This window comes from Micromonospora terminaliae (assembly GCF_009671205.1).
Classification (GTDB): domain Bacteria; phylum Actinomycetota; class Actinomycetes; order Mycobacteriales; family Micromonosporaceae; genus Micromonospora; species Micromonospora terminaliae.
Window position 1 is genome coordinate 2,173,495 of sequence record NZ_CP045309.1, and the last position, 17,383, is coordinate 2,190,877.

The window sequence follows — 17,383 nt, forward strand, 5'->3', positions numbered from 1 at the left end:
AAGAGCGCCCGATGGACAGCGGGGCCGTGGGAGCAGGTCGGGAGCGACAGAGCCTAACTGCCGCTGGCCGGGCGTCAACGTCAACCGAGGCCGCTCGGGCCGGTCGGCACGAATCGTCAACGAACGGCCTGCAGGACAGTCCTTCTCAGCCTGGCCTCAGCAGCCCGGTCGCAAGCTCGGGGTCGGGGGAGCAGATTGGGAGCAACAGGGTGCATCGAACGGTCTTCAACTGCCTCGAACGGCACCCGACGGTGTGCACCTGCACCCGCCCCTGGCTGCTGCTTCTCGTTTCCGCAGGTCAGAGTGGGTGCGCGTCCTGCTTCACACCGAAGAGGTCACTGGTTCGATCCCAGTATCGCCCACGCAGGTCAAAGGCCACTTCCCGGCTTTCAGAGGCGAGGTTTCTGCTTGGGATTCGCTCCAGACTGGTGACGCAGCGCGTCGGCGTAACCACGAACCGTTCTTTCTATCAACCTTCTTTCATGTGGGGCAGCCCCGCCGGCGTGGCGAAACGCTGTGATCCAGATCACATGTTTTCTATTGCTCTCCCGTGTTGCCGGTCACTGTGGACAGCTTGAGACTTCGATAAGCGTCCCTGTCTTGGGGGCGTCGTCACCTCCTCGAGGCTTCGTCGCCGGGCTCTGTGCCGCCCTTCGGAGGCGTCAGCGGTCGTGACCTTCAGCGCCTACGGGGGAGGCAGCATGTTCCGTCCACCGCGCCATCGCTCGACAGCGACCCGCCACGGCTGGTTGCGACGCCCGCGACCCGCGCTGGCCGCGGCCGTCGCCCTCACCGTGCTGCTCCCGCTCCAGGCCGGAATGTCCCGGCCAGCGGCTGCGGCCGCACCCCCGGTCACCGCGCTCACGGCGGCCGCCGGCGCCGACGGCGGCGACTTGCTGCCACCGTCCACCCTGCACGCCGACGGCGCTGACCTGGCCTGGACCCGTTACACGGGGCAGTCGAGCGGCGCGCCGTTCGGCTCGTACGAGGTGCACCGCGCCCCCGGCGGCGCCGACTTCACGCCGAGCGCCGCGACGCTGCTGACGACGATCCGGGACGCGTCGACGACGCGTTACTCGGACACCACGGCGGCGGCCCAGGCGACCTTCACCTACAAGCTCGTGACGAACGGGGCGGCGTCCGCCCCGCAAACGGTCACCCTGCCCGCATCCGGCCAGGCCACGCGAACCCTGCGGCCGGACGGCGCCACCGGCAGCGTCACCCACCTGTACACCGTGCCCGGGGCGACCCTGGGCTGCTTCGGCTACGGCGCGCAGGCGTCCTTCGCCTCCGGGGGAGGCCCGGGGAGCGTGACTCGCGGGCTGGTGCGCTTCGACCTCGGTGACATCCCGCAGAACGCCGAGGTGTCCGCGGCGACGCTGTCGCTGTGGGAGACGAACGCACCGCTGTCGCCCATCACCACCCAGGTGCACCGGGTCACCCGGCCCTGGACGGAGGGCGACGACAAGTGTGGCAGCGCCAACTGGACGGAGGCGGCTGCCGGGCAGTCGTGGACGACGCCGGGTGGCGACTACGACAGCACTGTCATCGCGAAACTCGATATCCCGCGGAACACGGCGAACCTGTTCCGGGAGTTCCCCGTCACCGGCGTGGTGCAGTCCTGGGTCAACGGCACCGCCCCGAACAACGGCTTGCTGCTGCGCAGTACCGACGAGACCCCGACCTACGGCAACACGGTCTGGTTCGCCAGCGACGACGCGCCCGATGCCAGCCAGCGGCCCGCCCTGACCATCACGTACGCCGACGGCCGGAAGGCCCAGGGGCCGCGGGTTTCCCTCGCCGCGCCGAGCGCCGGCGCGGCGGTGGCCGGCGAAGCCACGCTGACCGCCGCGGCCGAGGACGACCGGCGGGTGGAGAAAGTGGAGTTCCTGGTCGACGGCACGGTCGTCGGCAGCGACACCGCGGCGCCGTTCGTGATCGCCTGGAACTCGACGGCGGCGTCGAACGGCGCCCACGCGCTGACCGTGCGGGCGACCGACGACGCGGGGAACACGTCGACCTCGGCGGCGGCGTCGGTGACGGTGGACAACTCGGCGATGCCGGCCGGCGCGCTGACCGCTCCGGCGGCCGGCGCGACGGTGAGCGGCAGCGCGGTGACGGTGTCCGCGGACGCGTCCGACGACCGGGGGGTGGCCAGCGTCGCCTTCCTGGTGGACGGGGTGCGGGTGGGGCAACCGGACACCACCGAGCCGTACTCGATCACGTGGAACACCCTGGACCCGTTGGCGCCCGGATACAACGGCGCCCACCAGGTCGCGGCGGCGGTGACCGACACGTCGGGCCAGACGACGGTGAGCGCGGCGCGGTCGGTGACGGTGGCGAACACCGGTACGACAGCGTTCAAGGCCGGGTTCACGCTGAACAGCCCCACGGATGCCACCGACGACGTGTTCCCGCAGGCGATGACGGAGAACACCGCGACCGGGGTGCCGGTGCAGGACCCGTACGCCGGCAGCGTCAACGCCGACGGCACCAGTGGCGGCAGCCTGGGCCGGTCGTTGTCCAGCGCGCCGCAGGACGACGCGGGCACCGCGCCCACGACGTGCCCGGCGACCGCCTACTGCGTCAAGGTGAATGTCACCAACACCTCCGGGGTGACCTGGACGGGCAGCACGGCGCAGGTGTGGTACCGCTGGTTCGCGGCCAACGGCGCCGTCATGTTCGAGGGCAGGTCGGCCACGGCGTTCCCGGCGACCTTCGCGGCGAACGCGGTACAGACGTTCCCGCTGACGATCTATCCGCCGGCGTTGCCGCCCGGCCTGCAGCAGGGCAGCTACCGGCTGCGCATTGACGTGTACGACCCGGCCACCGGGACGTGGTTCGCGGCCAAGGGCAACCCTCCGGTGGAGAACCCGGTGCTGGTGGCGAAGGCGCTGGCCACGAAGCTCGGGTTGGAGCGCTACTACCAGTACGACGGCACCGCCGTGGGTGCCGGCATGAGCTCCCTGACCAACATCGCCAACGGCAACATGTTGGTGCGCTGGTCACCGTTCTTCGCCCCGGGGCGGGGGCTGGCCACCATGGTGGATCTGACCTACAACTCGCTCGAGGACCACTCGCGCAGCCCGGCGGGGACGAACTTCTCCCTGTCGATCTCCGGACTGACCCGGCTCGGTGAGCCCTTGGACATCCACCCGAACAAGGCCGACCAGATCTCCGGCAAGTCGAACAAGTGGGTCGAGCTCACCGACGGCGACGGGTCCACGCACCACTTCGACGGGGTGACCGGCACCGACGGCGTGACCCGGTGGACCGAGCCGCCCGGGGTGAACCTCTACCTGCGGTCGCTGGGCGGCACCGACCCGGCGCGGCAGTGGGCGTTGACCCGGCCCGACAAGGTGACCTTCTACTTCGACGCCGACGGCTTCCCGACAAGCGTGGAGGACCGCAACGGCAACAAGCTGACCTTCACCGTGGAGGACACCCCGCCGGGTGAGGATCCCGGTGGGCCGAAGAAGCGGGTCACCCGGGTGACCGACGCCGGCGGTCGGTCCTTCGCCATCGACTACTGGACGAAGGACGAGATCAAGAAGGCCCACGTGCGCGGGCAGATCCAGACGATCACGGACCACTCCGGTTCGGCGCTGGAATTCGACTACTACGACGACGGGAACCTGCTGCGACTGACCCAGCGGGGCGGCACCAAGGCCGACGGGTCGTTCCTGGCCGACCGGTCGTTCGTGTTCACCTACACCACCTCCAACGGTGCCGGTCCGGCGATACCGGACGCCGCCGACCGGGTCAACCCGGCCGCGAAGACGCCCAACCAGTCGTCGCGGTTGTTCAGCGTGCGTGACCCCCGGGGCAAGGAGACGACGTACGCCTACTATCTGGCGCCGGACGGGGCGCAGCTGAAGTGGAAGCTCAAGTCCCGCACCGACCGCGAGGGGCAGGTCACCGGCTACGCATACGACCTGACGAACCGGGTGAGCACAGTGACCGCGCCGCTGTCGCGGGTGACCAGGTACTCGTACGACACCAGCGGCAAGGTCATCTCGATCGTCGATCCGGCGAACCGGACCACCGGCGTGCAGTGGTCGGCCGACTTCAAGGTCACGAAGGTGACCGAGCCGACCGGCAAGTTCCGGTCGTGGACGTACAACGCCAACGGCTACCCGCTCACGTCGACCAACCAGCTCAACGAGACCACGCAGCTCACCTACGCCGACTCGGCGGTGGACGTCAACGACAGCGGCAAGCACCTGAGCCTGCTCGCCACGGTGACCAACCCGAAGGGCATGGCCACCACGACGGTTGCCGGCGACTACACCACCAGCTACAGCTACGACGCGGCCGGCAACGTAGACAAGGTCACCGACCCGACCGGGGCGGTCACCGACTACGACTACAACCTCGCCGGCTCGGCCAACCCGGGAACAGTGTCGGCGGTCCGGGACGCCGTCGGCAATCCGGCCACGACGTTCCCCGCCTATGACGCGTCGGGACAGCCGACGCAGCTGCGCGATCCGCTGGGCAACGTGACTCAGTTCGGCTACGACGTGGACGGTCTGGTCCGCTGGATCCAGGATCCCATGCACTCCGGGGACACGGGCGCCGACGTGCGGTCCTACCGCACGTACCTCGACTACGACGCGTTCCACCGGCTCGGCCGGCAGTCGTCGCCGAAGTCGACCCGGCACGAGCGGGGCACCCTACTCTGGTCGGGCACCGATTTCGACGCCAACGACAACGTGACCCGGTCCATGGACCCGCACTACGGCTACGGCTCGGGGGACCCGGCCGACGGGGCGGTCACCAGGATCGATTACGACAACATGGACCGGGCGACCCTGATCACCGGTCCGGACACCAGCACCGACTCGGCCGGCGAGCGCACCCGGATCGACTACGACGCGGCGGGCCGCACCAGCAAGGTCACCATGCCGAAGGGGGTGGCCAGCGCCACGACCGACGACTACGCGGTGTCCTACGGCTACGACCCGCTGGACCGGATCGTGCGGCAGACGCAGTACGGCACGTCGACCAGCCAGGCCCGGGTCACGCAGATGTGTTACGACCTGGCCGGTGACCTGCGGTCGGTGACCTCGCCACGGCAGGGGTCGGCGGCCATCACCTGCCCGGGCAACGGCCCGGCGGTCGCGGACTACACCACCGAGACCGACTACGACGCGGCGCACCGGGTCAAGGCGCAGCGCGACGAACTCGGCCACGCCCAGCGGGTGGACTATGACGCGAACGGCAACGTCATCGCGACCGAGCAGGACATCGCCAGCGGCCGCGCGCAACGCACCGAGACCGACTACGACCAGCGGGACCTGCCGGTCACCGTGCGCGAGCGGTTCGACGGCGCCACCGCCCGCAACGTCGTGGCGCAGTTGGAGTACGACAAGAACGGCAACCGCACCAAGCTGACCTCGCCGCGCGCGTACGACGTGGCCAACGGCGCCACGCCGTCGTTCTACGTGACGGTGCAGCACTACGACGCCTTGAACCGGCCGGTGCGTACCGACCTGCCGTTCGACTCGCGTGACGGCACCGAGCGGCAGTACACGCACAACGCGTACGACCCGAACGGCCGGCTGGCCTGGACGAGCCTGCCCACCACCGTCGCGGATGCGGCGGGAGTGGGCGCCGGGGCGAAGACCGTGCTGGACTACTTCGACCCGGGCTGGATCCGCACCTCGGACGACCCGGCCAACCCGAAGGTGCACTTCGACTACACGGCGCAGGGCTGGCAGGCCCAGCGGCAGCCGGAGAAGAAGAGCAGCCCGGGCGCCCTAGACGAGAACGACCGGATGTTCTGGACGTACTACGTCGACGGGATGCTCAAGACCCGCACCGACAAGGGCGGGCAGATCAACCGCTACACCTACGACGCGCACAACAACCTGCTCACCGGCTTCGAGACCGGAGTGACCGACTCGGAGGAAAAGGAGGTCGAGACCCAGGCGAGTTACACCGGGTTCGACGAGCCGGCCAAGGTGCGTCACCGCAAGCAGAGCGCCACCGCCTGGACGTTCACCGACTACGGCTACGACCTCAACGGCAACATCACTCTGCGCCGGGAGAACGGCGAGGAGTCCGACACCGGTACGCAGTCCAAGGCGCCCCGCCGGTTCGAGCTGTCCTACGACGGCGCGGACTGGCTCACCGAGCAGCTCGACCTGGGCACCGACAGCGCCTGTAAGGGCGACAGCCGCACGGTGAACGCGTTCTGGTCGACAGGGTGGGAGAAGCAGCGCGACATCTACCGCGCCGGCGCCTCCTGCACGGCGGACCCCACCGCGTGGCCGAAGAAGCAGACCACCACGTGGACGCACTTCGACAACGGCAAGCTGCGCACCCTGCTGACCCGGAACGGCTCGGGCACCACCACCGAGTCGCACGACGTCGGCTACTTCGACCCCAACGGCGACTACGTCAACGGCAACCGCACCACCGACCGGTACGTGCTCACCCGGGCCGAGGGCAACACCGACGCCACCTGCCTGGCCGCCGCACCGTGCGACGCCAAGTACACCTACGACGCCCGGGACCGGCTCATCAGCCACCAGCTGCGCGCCGGTAAGACCGACAGCTACACCCTCGACGAGCCGGGCAAGCTGATCGGCGACACCACGGTGCGCGCTGGCAACATCACCACCGAGGTAAAGAACGGCACCACCACCAGCAAGCGGTACACCGGCAACCAGCTCACGGACATCACCGTCGGCGGGGCCATCGGCAAGTACTGGTACGACGACTGGGGCAACCTCGACTGCCTGACCCTGGCCGCGGGCAGCCAGGCCGACTGCTCCCCGTCGGAGCTCGCCACCCCGTCGAGCAACCTGATCACGGACTACGGCTACGACTACCTCAACCGGCTCACCGGTCTGCGGCAGTACAGCGGCGGCACCCGTACCGACAAGACGAAGTACGTCTACGACGCGCTGGACCGCACCACCCTCGAAGACGAGGACCACAGCGGCACCGGCAACGACCGCAAGACCACCTTCGCCTACCAGGGACTGACCTCGCTCGCCACGGAGGAGCGGCAGAGCGGCGGCACCAACCCGCGGACCAGGACGTTCTCCTACGACTCCTACGGACACCGCACCGCGATGACTGACCAGGCCACCGGGTCGACCGCGGAGCCAAACCAGTACACCTATGGCACCGACGTGCACTCCTCGGTCTCGCAGCTCATCGACGACGCAGGCAAGGTCAAGGCCTCCTACGGCTACGACGCCTACGGCGGCGCCGACCCGCAGCTGACCACCGGTGACACCGACAACCTGAACCCGATCAATCCCTACCGGTTCAGCAACAAGCGCATCGACACGGGTACGGCCGGCACCGGCACCACGCCGAGCGCGGTGCCCAACGGCTCCGGCGGCTACGACATGGGCGCCCGCCGCTACGGACCCGACACCAGCCGGTTCCTGCAACAGGACATGTTCGCCGGCTCCCTGGGTGATCTGGGTCTCGGCCTGGATCCGCTCACCCAGAACCGGTACGCGCTCGCCGGCGGCAACCCGATCAGCTACATCGAGACCGACGGCCACATGGTCGCCGCCGACGGTGGCGGTGGCGGTTCCACCAGCCCCAACCCGACCACCACCAGCACGAGTTCGGGCGGGTCGAACGACAGCGCCGGTGACCAGATCAAGCGGACCGCCAAGACCGCCTGGAACGACATCTGGGGTGGCCTGAAGGGCACTGGAAACCTGGTCAAGGAGTCGTTCCGGTGCGAGTACACCGACAACCAGACCGGTTGCAAGGAACTCAACGACCAGCTCAAGCACCAGTACACCACCGCCGAGGGCTGGAAGCAGACCTGGAACGACACCATCGAGCCGATCAAGAAGGACTGCACCTCCACCGAGCGGGCACCGGAGTGCGGAGGCCACGTCCTGGCCGCCGTCGGCGAGGCACTGCTCGGCAAGGGCCTCGGCAAGGCGGTCTCGGCGGGCAAGCACGCCCCCGGCGGAGCGACACGGAGCAGTCCGACCTCCGGTGGCGGCCCCGGCTCTTCCGGTCCGCCTGCCGGCCGTCCGGACGGGGAAGAGGTCTTGAGCGGACACGGCGGACAGGAAGCGGGTGCCGGCAAGACACGAGTTCCTAAGGGAACCTGTGTTGCCATGTACTGTGATCATGGCGACACCATCCTCGACAGTCTCGGCAACGACATCGAGACCGGCGCTCCGGTGAAGCCCGTGCAGGTCTACAAGCCCGGCCAGTTCATACAGGACTACACGCTCTATCCGCCTACCGGTCTCAATATCATGGGCAATCCGACTACAGTGACCAGCCCGACGCGCCTGTCCCAGCTTTTGCAGCCGAACATGGGCATGTGCCACTGGGCCGCGTGCCGGGAGGCGCCGTGACATACTTCGCTGATCTCGACATCTACACCTATTCGCCGCTGCCCGAGGACGGGAAGCAGACCCTCTGTGTGGGTTGGCTGGACGCCGCACATGGGTTTCCCCAGGGAAAGACTCCGGAGCGTTTCCGCGACGTCCTGGCGCGACTGTGCGCGACCGAGCGCGTTGCTGCCACCCGGGGGCTCCACCAGTGCAACCTGTCACCGCGGTGCGCCGAGCGGCCGCCCTGGCCGCCGATCGCGGTCACCGTCGAAGGGCGGGAGACCTTCCTCGGCTCCGCTGAGATCAGGGCCTCCGCCGACGGGGTCGTCTACGCCGCGCCGGACCTGATCGTGCATTACGTGAACGAGCACGACTACCGGCCACCGGACGAGTTCGTGAGAGCGGTCCTGCGATCTGCGGAACATCCACGATTGGCGACGTGAGGAAGGATGCGGTGACAGCTGGCCGCTCCTGCGCAGGTCGATACTCCGCCGCCGCACCGCACGGTGCGACGGCGGAGTTGCGCCCACTAGTCGCTTCCGGTAGCGGTGGCGTACGCGTTGGCGGCAGCCGCTTCCTGACCGCTGGCCTGCCCGGCGACCCTGCCGGGCAGGCCGGCACCGGTGAAATCGACGCGGCGCCGGCAGGCGAGCCGTAACACCGTGCAGTCTTGACATTGGTGCTTAGCGAGTCTTCCTGGTCGCCCGCTTGCGGGGTGGCGTCAGCAGTTCGGCGATCGCCGCGATCGCGGACGGCACCAGGCGGTAGTACGCCCAGACGCCCCGCTTCTCGCGCTCGAGCAGGCCGGCCTCGGTGAGGATCCGCAGGTGATGACTCACGGTCGGCTGGGAGAGGCCGAGCGGCGCGGTGAGGTCACTGACGGAGGCCTCGCCCTCGGGAGCGGACTGGATCAGGCTGAGCAGTCGCAGCCGGGCCGGGTCGGCGACGGCCTTCAGCACGCCCGCGAGCCGTTCGGCGTCGGCGCGCTTGATCGGCTCGCCAGCAAGCGGCGAGACAACAGCGGGTGCAGCGGTTTTCGGGGTTCCCACGTCATGCATCGTCGCACCAACACCATCCAAATGCTGGCGTAACCAGGACCGGGCCACTCACGGCATTTGCCGGGCGGCTGGCGCCGAGCAGTCCTGCGGCGCCGCGTTACGGGTTTCCAGCCCAACCCCACCCACCTCGCGCCGCTGCTGCCCGGCGGCGGCAGGGCGAGGTGGCCAGCGACGGCACGTAGCCGACGTGCCACCGTGTACGTCCAGGCATCCCAGGTTTCAAGACAGAGCTTGACCCTATAATTCCTATCGACATTATAGGCAATGTGCCGAACGCAAATTCCACCACCCGGTGCGCGGTCGATGTCATGCGCGTGGACAGCAGCCTCTGTGAGTTCACGCTGTGGATCTGACGCCTGACCGCGCTGCGGGCCGGTCCGCGGGTCCTTCGACGAGGCTTGAGCCTGCTCCCCGCGCTGCCGGCGTGGGCAGCGGCCGGGGCAGGGAAGCTCTGCGGCACCGGGTGCCGACAGCGGCACCTCGGCCGCCGCTCGCAGAGGCAGCCAACGCGACTCTCGCTCCCCGGGTTCCTTGCACGGCACCCGGTCGCAGCACCGGCGACCGCTGCGCCTGACAAGGCCGCATGCCCGGCTTTTCTCCTGCCCGCGCCCATGAGGGACGGCGGCCTTCCCTGCGCAATCGGAGGCGCTCATGAACGTTCTCGACCCGACCACCGTCTCGCGCCGAGGTTTCCTCGGCGGCGTCGCCGGTGCGGCCCTGACCGGGCTGGCCCCGGGTCCGGCGATCGCGGCCGGCCCACCGGAGCCGGCGCCGCGCCACCGGCCGCCGAACGTCGTGTTCATCTCCATCGACGACCTCGGCTGGGACGAGCTCGGCAGCTACGGCAACACGTTCAACGAGACGCCGCGGATTGACCGGCTGGCCCGGGAGGGCATGCGTTTCACCAGCGCCTACGCCGCCGCGCCGGTGTGCTCGCCGACCCGCGCCGCGCTGGTGACCGGTCTCTATCCGGTGCATACGGGGATCACGGACTTCCTCCGGGCCGAGCCCGCGGCGAGCAACAAGTACCTGTCGCCGGACATCCCGACCCTGCCCGACGTCCTGCGGCCCTTCGGCTACGCCTCGGGGCTGGTCGGCAAATGGCACCTCACCGAGACCTACAGCGGGCCGTACGACGAGCGGCCGGGCAATCCCTACGCCCACGGGTTCGACGAGGTGATCGCCTCCGAACAGAAGTACATCGCCGACGGCGACTACTTCCACCCGTACTTCTTCATGCCGGACCTGCCCGCGCGGGAACCGGGCGAACACCTCACCGATCGGCTGGCGGCCGAGGCCGTCGACTTCATCACCCGCCACCGCCACGAGCCGTTCTTCCTCCACGTGTCCAACTACGCGGTACACACGGCCTTGGACGGGAAACCTGACCTGGTCGCCAAGTACAGAGCCAAGCCGGGTGCCGGCCAGGCCCCGAACCGGCCGGTGCTGGCCGCCATGCTGGAGAGCGTCGACCAGCAGGTGGGCCGGATCGCCGACACGCTCGCTGACCTGGGCCTGGCCCGCGACACGCTGCTGCTGGTCACCTCCGACAACGGCGGCCCCTACGACGACGCGAACCAGCCGCTGCGCGGTGGCAAGGGTGACCTCTACGAGGGCGGCATCCGGGTCCCGTTGATCGCGTACTGGCCGGGCACGGTGGGCCCGGGACAGAAGAACCCCACGCCCACCAGCACCATCGACGTGCTCCCGACCGTCCTGGACCTCGCCGGCGGGGACCCGGACGGAAGGTTCGACGGCACGAGCATCGCCCCCGTGCTCACCGGGACCGGAGCGGTGGAACGTGACGCGCTGTTCTGGGTCTACCCCCACTTCATCGGCCGCACCCACCCGCACGCCGCCGTACGGTCCGGCCAGTTCAAGCTGGTGCAGTACCTGCGCGACGGGCGCAGCGAGCTCTACCACCTGGTCCGTGACCCGGAGGAGACCACGGACCTATCCGACCGCTACCCCCAGAGGGCCCACCAGCTGCGGGCGCTGCTGGAGACGCACATCGCCGAGAGCGGCCTGTTCCCCGCGCTGCCGACCCCCGAGCACTACCCGACGGTGGAGCTGGAGGAGTCGTTCGACAGCGGCCTCGAACGCTGGAGCGTCCTGCCGGTCACCGCGTACGCCGCCCCGCCGATCGTCAGCGGCGGCAGGGTCGCGGTGACGACGAACAGGATGACCCACCTGGTCCTGCGCTCCGACGTCGCACCGGGCTCCGACCGCGTGGCGGTCGTGCTCGACACGGGTACCTTCGCCGAGGCCGGCACCCAGGACACCGTCTTCGTGGGCCTCGCCAAGGACGCCGGCAACTACCTGCTGTTCCGCTACCACAACGGACTACACCGGGCGGGCTGGGACCTACGCGTCAACGGCGCACTGATCACCGCAGGCGTCGAGCCGCTCGACAGCCTGGACGGCACCGTGGACCTGACCGGCCCGGCCGCCCGATACGCGTTCGTACTCCGCGGCCACGTGGCGACGGCGTACGTCGACCAGGGCAGCGGATGGGAGTTCCTGTTCACCGCCGACACGGGCGGCGCGATCGACTTCAGCGACCCCGCCGTCCTCGCCCAGTACCGCTACGCCGCGAGCGTCCGCCTCGACAGCGGCACCATCACCCTCGACGGCCTGACCGCCCACAGAGCCTGACCCCCGCCCACCCACCTGACGACAGGACGTCCCGATGCCACCGATGCCCCTCACGCCGGGCGTGGCCGTCTCCACCGCCGCCCTGGGCCGCACAGCTCTCGCCGCCACCGGCACCGCCGCCGCTCCGCTCGGCGCCGCGGCGATCACCGACTGATGACCTCCGAGCATCACCACTCCACCGCGCCGAGTTGTTGCACCCCCGGTGGCCTGCGCGAGGCCGCGACGACCGGGGGGCTTCTCCAGATCGGCCACCGGCCCCAGCAGCCGGACCCAGTCGCCCGGGAGGCTGGCCGGTCGCGCTCCACGCGCGGCCAGGTCAGCCTCCCCGGCGGAAGCTTCGCCATGGGTGACGCGTTCAGCGAGGGCTACCCGGCTGACGGGGAAGGGCCGGTGCACGAGGTCACCCTCGGCGCCTTCACGATCGACGCCACGACGGTCACCAACGCCGCCTTCGCGACCTTCGTCAAGGCCACCGGCTACGTCACCGAAGCCGAGACGCTCGGCGTGTCCGCGGTGTTCCACCTGCAGACGAAGGCCGAACGCCACGACATCCTCGGGGCCGCCGGCGGCACCCCCTGGTGGCACGTGGTCCGCGGCGCCGACTGGCGCCATCCCTACGGGCCAGCCTCCTCGATCGCCGACCTGCAGAACCACCCGGTCGTCCAGGTGACCTGGAACGACGCCCGCGCGTACGCCGCCTGGGCCGGCAAGCGCCTGCCCACCGAAGCCGAGTGGGAGTACGCCGCCCGGGGTGGCCTCGACGGGGCACGGTTCCCCTGGGGCGACGAACTGCTCCCGCGCGGTCGATGGAACTGCAACATCTGGCAGGGAGACTTCCCCCGCCGCAACACCGCCGAAGACGGCTTCATCGGCACCGCACCCGTCAAGCAGTACGCCCCCAACGGCTACGGCCTCTTCAACATGGTCGGAAACGTGTGGGAGTGGTGCGAGGACTGGTTCGCCCCCGACACCTACCCCCTGCGCGCCGGCACCCCCGTCGTCGACCCCCTCGGGCCGCAGAATCCGGACGCCGCCGGACGGCGCGTGATGCGCGGCGGGTCGTTCCTGTGCCACGACTCCTACTGCTACCGCTACCGCGTCGCGGCCCGCTCCGGGAACACCCCTGACTCCGCAGCCTCCAACGTCGGCTTCCGCTGCGCGTGACGACCCCTTCTCCCTGCCTGTTCCTGCCATCGGAGGCAATTTCATGATCACTCGCCGCCAATTCCTCGCCGGCACCGCCGCCGGCCTCGGAGCCGCCGCGCTCCCGTCCGTCGCGACAGCCGATCCGACGACCACCGGCAGACCCCGGCCGAACATCGTCCTCGTGCTCGCCGACGACCTGGGATACGGCGAGCTCGGCGCCTACGGGCAGCGCACCATCGCGACGCCGCGCCTGGACCGGCTCGCGGCCGAAGGGCTGCGCTTCACCGACGCCTACTCCGCCGCGGCCGTCTGCGCGCCCTCCCGCTCCGCACTGCTGACCGGCCTGCACGCCGGTCACGGGCCGGTGCGCAACAACCCCGCGGGCGACCCCGACGCGATCGCCTTCACCGACGGTGACACCACGTTCGCCGAGGTGCTGCGCGCCCGGGGCTACCGCACGGGCCTGTTCGGCAAGTGGGGCTTCGGGCCCGAGCGCGGTGACCAGCCGAGCCACCCCAACGCCCGAGGGTTCGACGAGTTCCTGGGCTACATCACCCACGGACACGCGCACGACTACTACCCGTCGTACCTGTGGGAGAACGGGGAGCGGCTCGAGCTGCCGGAGAACGCCGGGTCCGACAAGACCGCCTTCGCCCCCGACCTCTTCCAGGACCGGGCGCTCGATTTCATCCGGGCCCACCGCGACGAGCCGTTCCTGCTCGTGGTCACCCCGAACCTTCCCCACGCCCCGAGCGACGTCCCCAGCCAGGAGCCGTACGCCGACGAGGACTGGCCCTCGGCGGACCGCGGCCACGCCGCCCAGGTCACCCGGGTCGACACGTACGTCGGTGAGTTGGTCGACGAGCTCGCGGCGCAGAAACTGCTCGAGTCCACGGTGGTCCTGGTCACCAGCGACAACGGTCCCCACGAGGAGGGTGGCGTCGATCCGGACCGGTTCGACGCGAACGGCCCCCTCACCGGCTACAAGCGCAACCTGTACGAGGGTGGCGTCCGCATCCCCTTGATCGCGTGGGCCCCGGGCCGGATCCAGCCTGGCGTGACCGACCGGGTCACGCAGCAGACCGACCTGCTCCCCACCCTGGCCGACCTGGCCGGCGTTCCCGGCCCGCGCGACATCGACGGCAGGTCGTTCAGCTCGCTGCTCCAGCCGCGTCCGACCGCGGCCGCCGCCCAGCCGTACCTCTACTTCTGGCGGCTCGACAACGGCAACACCAAGCGTGCCCGCGCCGTCGACGGCGGCCGGTTGCAGCGAGCGGCCGAGGCGGTACGCGAGGGCAACTGGAAGGCGATCCGGTGGGCGCCGGGGGAGGACCGGACCGTACCGGACGACCGGTGGCAGGTCGAGCTCTACGACCTGGACCGTGACCTCGGCGAGACGACCAACCTGGCCGCCGCCCACCCCGAGGTCGTGAACCGGCTGGTCGGCCTCCTGCGGCAGTCCTGGGTCGACGAGGTCACGCGGGAAGGCTACGGCGTCGAGCTCGACACCCCGGACCTGCTGCTTCCCGGCGTCACCTACGAGCTCACCGCCACGCTCGCGAACGGTTCCGCGGTGCCCTGGACCGGCGCTCGGCTGGTGCTCTCCGCGCCCGCACATTGGACGGTCGAGCCGGCGACCAGCCAGGGGCTCGGACGCCTCGCGCCCGGCGCCCGGGTGAGCACCACCTGGCGGGTCCGGGTTCCAGAGGAGTCCACGACGGAACAGTGGCGGCTGACAGTGTCGGGTTACACCGTCGCCCGCGACGCGCCGCTCACCTTCCGCGCCGAGCGCCGCTTCACTCCGCCGCCGCCTCCGCCGACCGTCGACTCGTACCTGAGCGATCTGCCCTGGATCACCGCTGTCAACGGCTGGGGCCCAGTGGAGCTGGACACCAGCAACGGCAAGCAGGCCGCCGGCGACGGCACCCCGATCTCCTTCGCCGGCATCGTCCACGCCAAGGGCCTCGGTGTCCACTCCTACTCCGAAGTCACCTACCACCTCGGGGGCCGGGTGGCCCGGTTCACCTCGCTCGTGGGCATCGACGACTTCAGCGCCCGGCAGAGCTCGCGGGGCAACACGATCGCCGAGGTCTGGGCCGACGACCGACTCGTCCACACGACCGGCGTGCTCCGGGCGGCCACCGGACCCGAACCCGTGGACGTCGACGTCCGCGGGGCCCGGCTGCTGCGCCTGATCGTGCGCGCCGCCGGCTCCGGCAATAGCTTCAACCACACGTCGTGGGCCGACGCGTTCGTCCGGCTCGGCTGACGGGCCGTCCCTCGCTCGCGACGGTGAGGGCCTGGATCTGCAGCCGCCTCCAGGCCCTCATCACGCACGCACGCCACGTTGGCATTGCGAACAAGATCCGGCTCCGTGTCGAAGGGCACGAGCGCCGGCCGCCCGCCCCAACTGCGTGATCATGGAGCCTCACCTGCGTGAACACACGTGGACGGGCCATCCTCCGCCCAGCGACATGATCCCGCGCCGGCCGCGGTGTCGGTCCAGCATGGACCGGGTATCGGATTCGCATGACGGACCACGGGGAACCAGGCGGGGCGAAGGTGCTGCTTGCGTCGCAGGCGTGGCCGGCGGCGCTCGTCCCGGCGGGCGTCCTCGCGATGCTGGTCGGGACAAGCGTGTGGCGACTGCACGGGGTCCCGTCGTTCCCGATGGGCATCCTGCTCGGCGTCGTGGTACTCGCCTGGTTCCAGCGCGGTGACGCACTGCTGGCCGACGAGACGGGCCTGCTGCTCCGGCACCGTGGCCGGGTGACCCGGCCCTTCCGCTGGCATGAGATCCACCAGGCTGGGCTCGCCCGGCCCTGGTTCGCCCAGGTTGCCTTGGCGGTCTACCCGCACGGCGGACCGTGGGACGTGCCCGGGCCGAACAGCGCCGTGCTGGTTGGCCGGATCTGGATGCTGAGGCGCCCGAACCGGGAGACTCGCGAGCGGGTGTACGCGATCCTGCGCTCCCGGGGTGTGGCAATCGACGAGAAGCCCATTGGTCGCTTCGGCCGTTTAGGCTGATGACCGTCCTTGTGCCCCTCGCGCTTTCGCCCGAGCTGGCAGTGTCTGACCCCAGTCTGACCCCAGCAGTCCCTCCGCGGGGTCAGTCGACGCTGTCCGACCAGCACAACCCGTCCACCTGGGGTCAGCACCCGGTGTGCCTCCGCTAGCGCCGCAGCGGGATCCGGCAGCACGTTCAGAACCTTGTCCGCCCGGTAGCCCGATCCCCCCGGCCGTCTGGTCGGGGCCCATTAAGCCCGCTGCCGTGGCGTCCCGCACGAGGTGCCGCGATGTGCTGGCATGGGTATCTACAAAATGAACCCATAGCGGCACCGCGCTAGCGGGCGGTCTTGTCACGGATGGGTCGCGCGTGCTGGAAGGCGACCAGCAGGGCGGCGGCGAGGCCGGCCGACAGCAGGATCCTTACCACGTTGAACAGCACCGCATCCCCCGTGGAGTGGGGCGGAAAGATGTCCTTGACGAGCCAGCCGACGCCCATCCCCAACCCCAGGCAGACGTGCATCGCGGCCCGCAGGCGCGGGAAGGGCTGCGGGCGACCGAAGATCCGGGGCATTTGCGTGCCGCCACCGCTCCTGGCGAGCAGAACGGCGGCGACGGCCACGTTGGCCGCGGCGACCACGACGGCCAAGGCCAGGTCCACAGATCCCATGGGGCCACACGCTATCGCCCGGACGCCCGCGGCCGGGATCAGCTGAAGGTGAACCCCTCGTGGTGGATCGACGCGGCCGGCACGCCCATCCGGCGGACGGCGCGGGACAGCGTCCGCGTCATGCGCGACGGGCCAGCCGCTACCGCCGTCACGGAACAGCTAGTCCATCAACCGCCGCCGCAAGCGGGGAACGTAACATCCCCGTGCGGTCCCGGACCGCGCAGGCGCCCACCGCGGCTTCGGCCTGCACCGGCCGTAGCACCTCACCGGGGCAGCCAGCATCGGTTGACGTGGCCACGCGCTGGCTGACGATGAGCGGGGACGAGTAGCCAGCGAGTAGCCCAGGCCGTGCACCCCGACGGACCGGCCACAACGTTGGTGGACTCGGTAAGCAAGGCGGACGAGGTCAACCAAGCTTCCCCGCGCGTGACCCGTCTGCGCCCTGACCTTTGTCGCTGTCACGAACGGCGGCAGCCGCCGAGCGCGTTGTCGGGTTCGGTCGGCCACCCTTGCGCTGCGGC

At 70.1% G+C, this 17,383-nt stretch carries 8 protein-coding genes; 6 read left to right on the forward strand and 2 right to left on the reverse strand.

Going from position 1 to position 17,383, the window contains the following annotated elements; all coding sequences use genetic code 11:
* Positions 1–701: 701 nt before the first annotated feature.
* Positions 702–8,348, forward strand: coding sequence for an Ig-like domain-containing protein (locus tag GCE86_RS09535; protein WP_154226604.1), 7,647 nt, complete (start codon positions 702–704; stop codon positions 8,346–8,348).
* Positions 8,345–8,770 carry a DUF7919 family protein gene (locus GCE86_RS09540; RefSeq protein ID WP_154226605.1) on the forward strand — a complete coding sequence of 142 codons (426 nt, stop codon included), beginning with the start codon at positions 8,345–8,347 and terminating at the stop codon, positions 8,768–8,770. The genes GCE86_RS09535 and GCE86_RS09540 overlap by 4 nt, the downstream gene beginning before the upstream one ends.
* Before the next feature lie 240 nt (positions 8,771–9,010).
* Here the strand turns inward: GCE86_RS09540 and GCE86_RS09545 are convergent, their stop codons facing one another.
* A complete protein-coding gene (locus GCE86_RS09545) occupies positions 9,011–9,385 on the reverse strand; it encodes an ArsR/SmtB family transcription factor (RefSeq protein ID WP_154226606.1) in 375 nt (124 codons plus the stop codon).
* A 651-nt stretch (positions 9,386–10,036) separates the two neighbouring features.
* Here GCE86_RS09545 and GCE86_RS09550 point away from each other — a divergent pair.
* The 4 genes from GCE86_RS09550 (at position 10,037) to GCE86_RS09565 (ending at position 16,213) form a co-directional block, all read left to right on the forward strand.
* Entirely contained in the window at positions 10,037–12,040 is a 2,004-nt protein-coding gene (locus GCE86_RS09550; protein ID WP_154226607.1) for a sulfatase, read from the forward strand.
* Positions 12,041–12,382: 342 nt separating this feature from the next.
* Positions 12,383–13,204, forward strand: coding sequence for a formylglycine-generating enzyme family protein (locus GCE86_RS09555; RefSeq protein WP_244317247.1), 822 nt, complete (start codon positions 12,383–12,385; stop codon positions 13,202–13,204).
* Between the two features lie 43 nt (positions 13,205–13,247).
* The gene (locus tag GCE86_RS09560) at positions 13,248–15,455 is read left to right on the forward strand and encodes a sulfatase family protein (RefSeq protein WP_154226609.1); all 2,208 of its coding nucleotides are present in this window, start codon (positions 13,248–13,250) and stop codon (positions 15,453–15,455) included.
* A 260-nt stretch (positions 15,456–15,715) separates the two neighbouring features.
* Complete coding sequence (locus GCE86_RS09565; RefSeq protein ID WP_154226610.1) at positions 15,716–16,213, forward strand: hypothetical protein; 498 nt, start codon at positions 15,716–15,718, stop codon at positions 16,211–16,213.
* A gap of 316 nt (positions 16,214–16,529) precedes the next feature.
* Here the strand turns inward: GCE86_RS09565 and GCE86_RS09570 are convergent, their stop codons facing one another.
* A complete protein-coding gene (locus GCE86_RS09570) occupies positions 16,530–16,862 on the reverse strand; it encodes a hypothetical protein (RefSeq protein ID WP_154226611.1) in 333 nt (110 codons plus the stop codon).
* Positions 16,863–17,383: the final 521 nt, after the last annotated feature.